At 67.7% G+C, this 11,339-nt stretch carries 8 protein-coding genes; 7 read left to right on the forward strand and 1 reads right to left on the reverse strand.

The genetic code is table 11. From position 1 onward, the window contains the following. Positions 1-81: 81 nt before the first annotated feature. The 7 genes from WEA29_01350 (at position 82) to WEA29_01380 (ending at position 9,928) form a co-directional block, all read left to right on the forward strand. Positions 82-1,083 (forward strand): CapA family protein, encoded by a 1,002-nt coding sequence (locus WEA29_01350; protein ID MEX2322400.1) that lies wholly within the window; start codon positions 82-84, stop codon positions 1,081-1,083. A 214-nt stretch (positions 1,084-1,297) separates the two neighbouring features. Further along, positions 1,298-2,452, forward strand: coding sequence for a peptidoglycan-binding protein (locus tag WEA29_01355; GenBank protein MEX2322401.1), 1,155 nt, complete (start codon positions 1,298-1,300; stop codon positions 2,450-2,452). A gap of 42 nt (positions 2,453-2,494) precedes the next feature. Continuing rightward, entirely contained in the window at positions 2,495-2,950 is a 456-nt protein-coding gene (locus tag WEA29_01360) for a hypothetical protein (protein MEX2322402.1), read from the forward strand. 40 nt (positions 2,951-2,990) lie between these two features. After that, a complete protein-coding gene (locus tag WEA29_01365) occupies positions 2,991-6,224 on the forward strand; it encodes a hypothetical protein (protein ID MEX2322403.1) in 3,234 nt (1,077 codons plus the stop codon). Positions 6,225-6,366: 142 nt separating this feature from the next. Next, positions 6,367-7,659: an extracellular solute-binding protein gene (locus WEA29_01370; protein MEX2322404.1), complete on the forward strand. Its 1,293-nt coding sequence runs from the start codon at positions 6,367-6,369 to the stop codon at positions 7,657-7,659. A gap of 110 nt (positions 7,660-7,769) precedes the next feature. Beyond that, a complete protein-coding gene (locus WEA29_01375) occupies positions 7,770-9,062 on the forward strand; it encodes an ABC transporter permease subunit (GenBank protein ID MEX2322405.1) in 1,293 nt (430 codons plus the stop codon). Next, positions 9,059-9,928 carry a carbohydrate ABC transporter permease gene (locus WEA29_01380; GenBank protein ID MEX2322406.1) on the forward strand — a complete coding sequence of 290 codons (870 nt, stop codon included), beginning with the start codon at positions 9,059-9,061 and terminating at the stop codon, positions 9,926-9,928. The genes WEA29_01375 and WEA29_01380 overlap by 4 nt, the downstream gene beginning before the upstream one ends. A gap of 112 nt (positions 9,929-10,040) precedes the next feature. Here WEA29_01380 and ugpC read toward each other — a convergent pair whose 3' ends face one another. Further along, positions 10,041-11,249 carry a sn-glycerol-3-phosphate ABC transporter ATP-binding protein UgpC gene (gene ugpC / locus WEA29_01385; protein MEX2322407.1) on the reverse strand — a complete coding sequence of 403 codons (1,209 nt, stop codon included), beginning with the start codon at positions 11,247-11,249 and terminating at the stop codon, positions 10,041-10,043. Positions 11,250-11,339: the final 90 nt, after the last annotated feature.

Genomic DNA, 11,339 nt, shown 5'->3' on the forward strand with positions numbered 1-11,339 from the left:
AAGGATGTCTACGCACACCTGTAAAGGATGTCCCCGGTCCGCACACGGGGGAGGAAAGAGCACAGGTACCCTCTCCACTCCATGGGAGCACCCTCCCGTTCGCTCGTCGTGGTAGTCGCCGCAGCCGTCGCCGTCGCTCTGTTGGGTCCGCCGGCACTCGGCGACACGGGCCGCCAGCGACTCGTCATCCATGGGACCGGCGACGTCGACGTCAGCCCGACGCTGACCAATCGCTTCCGCGTCGAGGGCTACGAGGTGGCCTGGCAGCGCCTCGACGGACTCTTCCTTCGGGACCACTTGACCATCATCAACCTGGAGTGTGTCCCGTCGACGCTCGGCTTCCCGATCCCGAAGGAGACGAACCTGCGCTGCGACCTCGACGCTCTCCCGGCGATGCGCACCGCCGGCGTCGACGTGGTCAGTCAGGCGAACAACCATGCGGGCGACTACGGACCTAGCGCCCTGGTCGACGGGATCGCCAACCTGAGGGCAGCAGGCCTGGTCACGGTCGGGTCAGGGGCGAATCTCGTCGAGGCGATGGCTCCAGGCATCGTCGACGTGGGCGGATGGCGGATCGCCATCGTCGGCCTCACGACGGTGTCGGGATACGCGGTCGGCGAGCCGGGCGGAGCGTGGTTCGCCTCATCCGATCAGCCGGGCGTCGCCTACGCCTCCATGGAGAACATCGCCACGGCCGTCGGCGCCGCAAGGGAAGCGGCCGACATCGTCATCGTGACCGTCCACTGGGGGAACGAGGGCGTGGGGTATCCCGATCACGGCGATCGGTTGCGAGCCGGGGCCATGATCGCCGCCGGTGCCGATGTGATCCTCGGCCACCACTCACACCGTCTCCAGCCCTTGGAGGTCATCGGCGGCGTCCCGGTGTTCTGGAGCCTCGGGAACTTCGTGTGGCCCGACATGGGCCCGGCGAGCTCCACCACCGGAATCGCCGAGATCATCGTCGAACCAGACGGGACCATCCACGCGCGAATCATCCCCGCCTACATCGAGTCCCACGGCCAGCCGGTCCTCCGCGGCCACCCCGACTGGACCCTGCGAGCCGATCGCGCCCTCATCCGGTAGCCCACTGCCGTTCGCCCCGGCCGTACTCACTGCAGGCTGCACGCTGCACGCTGCACGCGTGGTGCGACGGAGTCGCACCACATAAATCGCTACCTGTGTCACCATCGGGTCAAGGACCGAGAGTCGTAGCCGTAGAGTTGATATTCGCGATCTACTCGCTAGGGTGCCCCACCCGATATGGCTCTCTCCGGGCCGAAGACCGGACGAAAGCAGGATGACGACCATGACCTCGCAGATCACCGGACGCCGCATCGCCAGCGCGGTGGTGGCGATCGCCCTCCTCGCGAGCACCGCGCCCGCCGCCCTCGCCAACCATCAGGGTCCTCGGGACGGCTCCCGCCACAAGTACGGCGACATGATCGCTTGGGATATGACCTTCCCCGTCGCCGGCGAGTACCACTACAGCGACTCCTTCTGGGCGAACCGCGGCGGCGGCCTCCACCACGCCCAGGACGTGATGGCCGCCAAGATGGTCCCGGTCGTCGCTGCCAACGCCGGCACCATCATCCGCATCAACGGCAGCAGCGTCTCCGGATCGACCGGCCCCTCCAACCGCTGCTGCACCCTGGCCATCCGCCACGACGACGGATGGGAGACCGTTTACATCCACCTCAACAACGACACCCCCGGCACCAACGACAACCAGGGCTGGGGCATTGCTCCGGGCCTCGCCGTCGGGCAGCGGGTCAGTGCCGGCCAGCACATCGCCTGGGTCGGCGACAGTGGTAACGCCGAGAACGGTTCGCCCCACCTGCACTTCGAGCTGTGGACCGACGAGAAGGTCGCCGTCAACCCGTTCAACGCGATGCGCACCGCCGAAGGTCGCGCCCCCGCCGCCGTCGCATGCACCGTCGCCAGCGCCGGGGATCTGAGCAGCCTGTTCAACGCGTCGAGCTCGCTCCGTGAGGGTGCCCGAGGCGACGCGGTGCTAGCACTCCAACGGTTCCTCAAGGCGATCGGTGCGCCCGTCGGCAGCGTCGACGGGGTCTACGGTCCGAACACTGCCAGCGCGGTGCGCCACTTCCAGACGGTGCGTGGCCTGACCGTGGACGGCATCGTCGGATCGCAGTCGAGGTCTGAGATCTCGGCGCTGAACTCGATCCTGCCCGCCACCTCGGCCCTGGCTACCACCTCGAGGACGCTCCGACCGGGCGATCGTGGTGCCGACGTCAAGAACCTCCAGCAGCTGCTCCACGTGGCCGGGAACAGCCCGGGCACTGCCGACGGCGTCTACGGACCGAAGACCGAAGCCGCGGTGAGCGCCTTCCAGCGGGAGCGCAACATAACCGCCGACGGCAAGGTGGGTCCGCAGACCCGAAGCGCCCTGTCGGCGTTCCTCGGCCTCGACGGCATCACCCCCTGCACCTAACGGACGGCAAGCGGCAGACGGCAGACGCATACAGTGGTTGACATGCGTGGCGTGCTCGCTCTGATGGCCTCGGCAGCCCTGCTGGTCGTGAGTTGCTCCGCTGATGGATCTCGCGCCTACCTGGAGACGGTCGCCGACATCAACGCCCGGATGGAGGCAGGTACCTTCGCCGCACTCCCCCGCGATGCCGAGCCGACCTGGAGAGCGATCACCGCCGTGGTCGCAGTGCGGGAGGCTGCCGTAGCTGAGCTGCGGGCCCTGGAGCCACCGGAGAGCCTGGAGATCGAGCACGAGGTGTACACCATATCGCTGCAGGTGCTGGTGGCAGAGAGCCGTCGGTTCCTCGACAGCACTGCCGACCTCGACGACACCGGGTTCCTCGTCGCCCTGGGTGAGTCGGTGGATCTCGAGGTGCTCGCCGGCGCCGTGGCCCGGGCGTGCTCGGCGCTCCAGTCGGCCGCCACCACCACGGGCCACGACACCTACGTTGGGTGCTGAGCCAGGGGGCGGGCTCACGCTCCCGACTACGCTCACGCCGGTGAGTGGGCACCCGAAGGTCCGGTACTCGCTTGACTCCGAGACGTCGACCTTCACCATCGACGGCTACAACCGGGCACCGGCGTTCTCGAATTTCCTCCCGGGTATCGCGGGTCCGATCGGTATCCCCGCGTGGACCTACTGGGTGAACCGCGGTCAGGCGATCATGGGTCTGGGTGTAGGAGACCGCGACAACCAGATCCTCGAGTTCTACTCCTTCAACAAGGCGTGCCTCCGCGTCGAGTCCGAGGGCTTCCGCACCTTCGTCCGGGTCGACGATGGCCCGATCTGGGAGCCTTTCCGCCGGGTCGACGACCCGGCGGTGTCGCAGCGCCTCGACATGAACCCGAGCGGGCTGTGCCTCGTCGACGAGAATCCGGCGGTCGGCCTGCGCTGTGAGGTCCGATACTTCGAGCTGACCGGCCACCGGACCGCCGGCCTGGTACGGCATGTGACGCTGACCGATCTCACCGGGCGGACCCGCAACGTCGATTGGATCGACGGCGTCCCGCGGATCCTTCCCAAAGGAATCGACCAGCACGGGATCAAGAGGTCCGCCCGCCACATCGAGGCCATGATCGAGGTCGTACGACACGAGGACGTGCCGCTGTTCCGGCTGCGGCAGAGTGCGAGCGACGACGCCGACATCGGCGCGGTCCAGGCGGGCAACGTGTACCTGGTGACCCCGCGGACCGAAGTGGTAACCGACCCGCTGGTCGTGTTCGGCGATCGCTTCTCGCTCGGGCCCGCGGCGCGGTTCGCCGCAGGCGGAGCCGCGGCCGTCCTCGGCGGCAACCAGGCCACCCGGGGCATCACGCCGTGCGCCCTGGCGGTCCATCGCGGGACCCTCGACGGCGCCGGGAGCATGCAGGCGACGTCGTTCATCGGGCGAGCCGAGGAGCTCGGCCACCTGACCGACCTCCGTGAGGACATGGACACGGCCGGATTCGCCGACCGTGCCGAGCAGGTGGCGCGCCGGGCCGTCGATGCCGTGGCCGACCATGCCTTCACGGTGTCGGCCGTTCCCGAGCTCGACGCGTACGTTCGCCAGACGTTTCTCGACAACGTACTGCGCGGTGGCCTCCCGGTCACCATCGACGCCGACCCGCCGCAGCGGATCAACCTCTACTGGCGCCAAAACGCCGACCTCGAGCGCGATTACCACGACTTCGTGCTCGAACCGACCTACCTGTCCCAGGGGATGGGGCACTACCGCAACGTCCTCCAGAATCGACGCAACGACCCGTGGTTCGCCGGGCTGTCCGATCAGGGCGACATCGACCTCCTAATCGGTCTGATCCAGCTCGACGGCTACAACCCCCTCGAGGTGCGCCACACCGCCTTTCATGTCGATGCCGAGGTGGCGACGCGATGGCTCGCCGACCACGGGGTCGATGAAGGCGGCCGACAGAGCGTCGCCGGCATCGTTTCGGGCGGCCCGGTGACGCCGGGTCGCCTTCTGATGAGCCTCGACGACGTCGGGATCGATGTCGCCGCCACATGGACGTCGATCCTCGCCGACCTGCTCCCCGCTTCGACACCCGCCGAGCCGGGTGGGCGCGAGGCGGGCTTCTGGATCGACCACTGGCACTACAACCTGGACCTGCTCGACGGGTATCTCGCCGTCTTCCCGGACCACCTGGAGCGGCTGCTGCTCGATCGACGCCACACCTACTACGACAACCCCGACGTGGTCCTGCCCCGGGCCCGACGGGTGGTGGCCCGCGACGGCAGGCTCCGACAGCTCCGCAGCGTTGCCCTCGACGCGGCCAAGGCGGCGATGATCGACGCCCGCGTCTCCGACTCGTACCGGGCCAGGGACCACCACGGCGCCGGCAAGGTGATCCGGTCGACTCTCCTCGAGAAGCTGCTGCTCCTCGCCGCCACCCGCCTGGCCAGCATCGACATGGGCGGCCGGGGCATCGACATGGAGGCCGGCAAGCCGGGATGGAACGACTCCCTCAACGGCCTCCCGGGGCTGTTCGGGTCGGGACTCTCCGAGTTGGTCGAATTGCATCGGCTACTGACCACCCTGCGCGACTGGCTCGGCGACGTCACCCTGCCGCCAGACGGGATCGAGTTGTTCACCGAGATCGCCGCCTTCGTCGAGAGTCTGTCGGCCCTCGTCGACGAGGTCGACGAGCCGCTCGAGTTCTGGGTCCGAGCCAACGGGCTCAAGGAGCGATATCGATCGGCTGTCATGCTCGGCGTCGACGGGGCGCGCCGATTCCTCCCGCCGGACCGGATGGCCGACTTCCTCGAGCGGGCCATCGCCCGGGTCCGCTCGGCGCTCGGGGGCGAGCACGGTGAGATCGCGGCCGCCGGCGTGCCCCACACCTACTTCGTCAACGAGGTCACCGCGTGGACCGAGACGGACGACGGACCCCAGCCGACCTCGGTCGAGGCCCGCCCGATGGGGCTCTTCCTGGAGGGTGCGGTCCACTGGCTCCGCGAGTTCCCCGAGGACGCGGCGACCATGTACGCCGCCGTTCGGTCGTCTGCCCTCTATGACAAGCCGCTCGGCATGTATCGGATCAGCACTCCCGGCCGACCCGAGGATGCCGAGGCCGGGCGGGCGGTTGCGGCGTACCCGCCCGGGTGGCTGGAGAACGGCTCTGTCTACACCCACATGGAGTACAAGTACCTGCTCGAGGTCCTCCGCAGCGGACTCCATCGCGAGTTCTGGGACGACGCCCGGCACGCCCTCATCCCGTTCCTCGACCCGGCGACCTACGGGCGCAGCCCGCTCGAAGGCGTGTCGTTCATCGTCTCCAGCCTCCATCCCGATCCGGCCGAGCACGGACGCGGGTATCAGCCACGACTGTCCGGCGTGACCGCCGAGTTCCTCCACATCTGGATGCTGGCCACCGTCGGCCGCAGGCCGTTCCGCCTGGTCGAAGGGAGCCTGCGATTCGGCGTCGAGCCGGCACTGCCCGGCGACCTGTTCACCACCGAGGCCATCACCCGTCGGGTCACCTCACGAGATGGGTCGATCAGCACCGTCAAGTTCCCCGCCGGAGTAGTCGCCACCCGCATCCTCGGTGACGTCTTCCTGGTCCTGAGCAACCCGGGCCGGGCTGACACCTACGGGAAGGGAGCGGCCCGGGTCGCCGGCTACCGCCTCGACCACCGCGACGGCAGCACGACAGAGATCGACGGACCCGAGGTCGGCGCACCACACGCCGAAGCGGTGCGCCGGCGCTCCGTGCACACGGTCACCGCCCGTCTCGTGTGACCACGGATCGCGCGCACAAGGGGCGTCCGCGGCGAAGGCGTCAGCCGAAACACCTAGGGTTGGGTCAAACAGACATAAAGGCGGGGACGGTCCAGATGCACGAAGCACGCAGGCACTCTTCGCCGAGAGGAGATGCGACGACATGAGACGCGGGACAATGGGACGATGGTTCGTCCTGACACTCGCCGTGGCGCTCGTAGCCGCCGCCTGTGGCGACGACGAGGGGACTGACCTGGAGGGCGCAACCATCGAGGTGATGGCCGCGTGGGCCACCGACTCGACGGAAGGCGCCAACTTCCAGCTCGTCATCGACGAGTTCGAGTCACAGACGGGGGTATCGGTCACTTACACGGGTATACCGCAGGACATGACCACAGTGCTGGCGACGCGGGTCGATGCGAACAACCCACCCGACGTGGTGTTCCTGCCCGCCCCTGGCCTGCTGGCCGACCTCGCCGATCGCGGAGCACTCATCGAGATCGAGGACGAGGTGGGCGACCTGGTCGACGAGAACTACGCGCCGGTGTGGCGCGAACTGGGCTCGTCGGGCGGCACGCTCTACGGCGTGTGGTTCAAGGGAGCCAACAAGTCGACGGTCTGGTACGACCCGGGGCTGTTCGGCGATGCCGGAGTGACCGCGCCAACAACGTGGGAAGAGTGGGTCCAGGTCTCCAGTGACCTCACCGACGCCGGAATCGGCGCCATCGCGGTCGGCGGCGGAGACGGCTGGACGCTATCGGACTGGTTCGAGAACGCCTACCTGCGGGTGGCGGGTCCCGAGATGTACGACTCGCTCCAGACGGGTGCTATCGCATGGACCGACCAGTCCGTGTACGACACCCTCGACTTCCTCGGTCAGATCCTCAACGACGACTTCATCGTCGGTGGGACGGCCCGCGGACTCCAGGATGGGTTCGTCGCATCGGTGAACACGGTGTTTGCCACCGGCGAGGCTGCCGTCGTGTACGAGGGCGACTTCGTGGCTGGCGTGATCATCGGAGAGACCGATGCAGAGCCCGGCACCGGATTCGACTTCTTCGACTGGCCAAGCATGGACGGCTCGCCGCCTGCGGTGATGGGCGGTGGCGACGTCGCCGTGGTCCTCAGGGAGAGCGGTGCGGCCTTCGAGTTCCTGCGCTTCCTGGCGCAGCCTGAGTCGGCGGCGATCTGGGCAGCTCAGGGCGGCTTCTCGTCGATGAACCGGAACCTCGATGTCTCGGTGTACCCCGACGACATCACTCGCCGGGCAGCGGCAGCGCTCGCCCAGGCCGAGGCATTCCGCTTCGACATGTCCGACCTGATGCCGTCCGCCTTCGGTTCGACCGTCGGCGCCGGCTTCTGGGGTGGCCTCCAGGCGTGGCTCGGAAATCCGGGCAACGTCGATGCCATCCTGGCTCAGATGGAATCGGAGGCGGCAGCAGCCCACGGGGGCTGACAACCGTCTGAAACCAACGAGTGACGCATTGGGGAGGGCCTCCGGGCCCTCCCCAATGCGCGACCGGGGTCTCTCCCGGTAGCATCGGATGGCCGACGGGAGGGAGGGAAGTGAAGGGCCAGAACCGGGGATGGGTCCTCCTCTTCCTGCTTCCAGCCCTCGTCGTGATCGGCGCCCTCGTCGTCTACCCGGTCCTCGCCACCATCTGGCGTAGCCTCTTCGACAGTATCGGGACCGAGTTCGTTGGGCTGGACAACTACCGCCGCATGCTCGAGTTGACCCGCATGCGGCGGGCGATCTTCAACTCGTTCATCTGGGTGGCTGTGTTCCCGATCGCCGTCACGACCATCGGCCTGGTGCTGGCAGTCCTCTCCGAGAAGGTCGGCTGGCGCACCGCATTCAGGCTGATCCTGTTCGTACCGGCGGCCATCGCCGCTCTCTCCTCCGGGATCATCTGGAGGATCATGTACCAGACCGAGCCGTCGCGCGGCGTGGTCAATGCGGTCATCAGCGTTCCGATGTCGCTGGTATCGAGCGAGGGTGCTTTCGCCGGCGCCGCGCCCTCCTATGACGGCGGCGAGGAGGAGGCCGACGGCTCGATGTCTTTCGCCGTCGACGTCGACGGTGAGGGCGGGGTCGCCTACCTGGGACTGGTGCGCATCCCGCTTTCGGCGCTCCCCGATGATGCCGTTGCAGCCCGCGATCCCCAGCTGCTCGGCCCGGGGACTCTCAGCGGCGTGGTGTGGCGCGACACCCGGGCCGGCGAGGACGTCCGGGGGGCCATCGATCCCGAGGAGATGGGGCTCCCGAGGGTCCCGGTGCGAATCATCGACCCTGAGGGCACCGTCGTCGACACCGTCGAATCGGGTGTCGACGGCACCTTCGAGGTGACCGGGCTCGACCCCGGGCGGTACCGCGCCGTCATCCCGACCAGCCAGTTCAGCAGTGCCTGGGGCGGGATCCCGTGGCTCGGATCCGACCTGATCACGCTCTCGGCGATCATCGCCGGGATCTGGATCTGGGGCGGATTCGCCCTGATCATCATCGGAGCCGGCCTCGCCGCCCTCCCTCGCGAGACCCTGGAGGCGGCGCGAGTGGACGGCGCCACCGAGTGGCAGGTGTTCCGCAGAGTGACCGTCCCTCAGCTCACGCCGGTCCTGGGCGTCGTTTTCGTGTCGCTGACCATCGGTGCCCTCAAGATGTTCGACCTCATCCTGGGCATCGCTCCCGGGTCGGTGCAGGCCGACGCCAACGTCATCGCCCTCGAGATGTGGCGTACTTCGTTCAGCGGACTCGGTGAACGAGGGCTCGGCTCGGCGATCGCCGTCTTTCTCTTCGTGATGATCATTCCCGTCCTCGCCTTCAACATCAGGCGCTTCCGACTCCAGGAGGGAGGCCGATGACCGCACCCCCCGAGACCGAACGGCGGTCCATCGTCTCGCGGTTCACCGCCCTGATCGCCAAGGGCTCGGTTCAGATCACGCTGATCGTGGTCGCCTTCTTCTGGCTGGTGCCGGGGCTGGGCCTGCTCATTACGAGCTTGCGCCCGGTGCAGCGATACGCCGAGTCCGGCTGGTGGACCGCAGTGACCACACCGGGTGAGCTGACGCTCCAGAACTACGCCAACCTCCTCTCCGACTCCGCTCTCATCTCCAGTTTCACCACCACCGTCGTCATCGCGGTGGCCAATACCGTCCTGGTCGTCATCCTGGCCGCCATGGCCGGGTATGCCCTCGCATGGATCCCGTTCAAGGGACGCGACGCGCTCTTCCTGGTCATAGTCGGGATGCTGGTCGTTCCTCTCCAGATGGCCCTGATCCCGGCGTTCCAGGTGTTCGGCCTCGTCGGCCTGCGGGGCATCCCGGCGGTCGTGTTCTTCCACACCGCGTTCGGTCTGCCGTTCGCCGTGTTCCTGATGAGGAACTACTTCGCCAGCCTTCCGAGCAGCCTGCTCGAGTCGGCTCGCATGGACGGCGCCAGCGAATGGCGGATCTTCACCCGGATCGTCCTGCCCCTCGGATTCCCCGCCCTCGCCTCGCTGACGATCTTCCAGTTCACCTGGACGTGGAACGACCTGCTGGTGGCGCTCGTTTTCGCCGGTGAACAGCGGCCGCTCACCCTGTTCCTGAGGGACCGGCTCAATCAGTTCAGCTCGGGCATCGACGTCATCGCCCCTGGTGTGTTCCTGTCGGCGATCGTGCCCCTGATCATCTTCTTCGCCTTCCAGAGGTACTTCGAGGCGGGTCTGCTCGGCGGCTCGGTCAAGTAGCCCGTCGCCGCCGGGCCACTAGGGGGTGCACGAATAGGTCGCTGGCTTCATCAGGTTTCGGCTTTGCCACAAGCCGAAACCTGATCCCCGGGCGAGCCTATTCGCGCACCCCCTAGGCCAGCCGGTCGCCGGTGGCCGGGTCGAAGAGGTGCACCTTCGACGTGTCGACGGCAAGGGTGATGCGGTCGCCGTCCTCGATCGCCACGTCGGCACTCACTCGAGCCGTGAAGCGGCTGGTGTCCCCCAGCGAGGCGGGTTCGGCCTCGGTGTCGGCCAATAGCTCCTCGATGTCCGGCGTGATCACCGGGGGCAGGTCGATGGTGAAGTGCACGAAGGACTCCGCCCCGAGCGCCTCGACCACGTCGACTTTGGCGTCGAGAGTGTTGCCATTGCTCGAAGCGGCGGCGACCCGGCTGTCCTCGAAGTCACCGGGTCGGATCCCGGCGACCACCTCGCGCCCCATGTACTCGGAGAGGCTGCGGTACCGGGCCACCGCATCGGCGTGCAGCGCCAGCCGACGGCGGCCGAACACCATGTCCACGCCCCCGTCACCGCTGCCCTCGAGGCGGGCCTTGACGAGGTTCATGGCCGGGCTGCCGATGAAACCGGCAACGAACAGGTTCTTCGGCTCGTTGAAGAGCCGCGAGGGCTTGTCCACCTGCTGGAGGGTCTCGGGGCGGCGCTCGCTGTAGGGCTTGAGCACGGCGACGCGCTCGCCCAGCGTCATCGCCTCGATCTGATCGTGGGTGACGTACACCGTGGTGGTCCCGAGGCGGTCGTGGAGCACCGCCAGCTCGGTCCTCATCAACACCCGGAGCTTGGCATCCAGGTTGGACAGGGGCTCGTCCATGAGGAACGCGGCCGGATCGCGCACAATCGCCCGGCCCATGGCGACCCGCTGCCGCTGACCCCCCGACAGCGCCCGCGGCTTGCGGTCGAGGAAGTCGCTGAGTTCCAGCAGGACGGCCGCGTCATTGACCCGGCGCTCGATCTCCTCCTTGGGGCGCTTGGCGAGCTTCAGCGCAAAGCCGATGTTGTCCCGCACCGACATATGCGGATACAGGGCGTAGTTCTGGAACACCATCGCGATGTCGCGGTCCTTCGGGGCGACGTCGTTGACCACTCGCCCACCGATCTCGATCTTGCCTTCGGTGACTTCTTCGAGGCCGGCGATCATCCGAAGGACCGTCGACTTGCCGCATCCCGATGGGCCGACGAAGACGATGAACTCTCCATCGGCGATGTCGAGATCGATGCCGAAGATGGCGCGGTGACCGCCGGGATAGACCTTGCCGACTCCCTCGAGGGTTATCTCGGCCATGCGCTCCACTCCCGACCGCTCGGCGACTCGCCAGCCATCCTACCCATCGGCTCCTCGGCGCCGCCGGGACGGGGGCGAGCCACTAGCGTA

This window comes from Acidimicrobiia bacterium, from assembly GCA_040902765.1.
Lineage (GTDB): Bacteria > Actinomycetota > Acidimicrobiia > Spongiisociales > UBA11373 > DATKBG01.

Excerpts from the sequence above, each read along its gene's own strand:
- WEA29_01350 (MEX2322400.1), top strand. The coding sequence starts at position 82 with ATGGGAGCACCCTCCCGTTCGCTCGTCGTGGTAGTCGCCGCAGCCGTC.
- ugpC (MEX2322407.1), bottom strand. The coding sequence starts at position 11,249 with ATGGCCGAGATAACCCTCGAGGGAGTCGGCAAGGTCTATCCCGGCGGT.
- WEA29_01380 (MEX2322406.1), top strand. The coding sequence starts at position 9,059 with ATGACCGCACCCCCCGAGACCGAACGGCGGTCCATCGTCTCGCGGTTC.
- WEA29_01370 (MEX2322404.1), top strand. The coding sequence starts at position 6,367 with ATGAGACGCGGGACAATGGGACGATGGTTCGTCCTGACACTCGCCGTG.
- WEA29_01355 (MEX2322401.1), top strand. The coding sequence starts at position 1,298 with ATGACGACCATGACCTCGCAGATCACCGGACGCCGCATCGCCAGCGCG.
- WEA29_01360 (MEX2322402.1), top strand. The coding sequence starts at position 2,495 with ATGCGTGGCGTGCTCGCTCTGATGGCCTCGGCAGCCCTGCTGGTCGTG.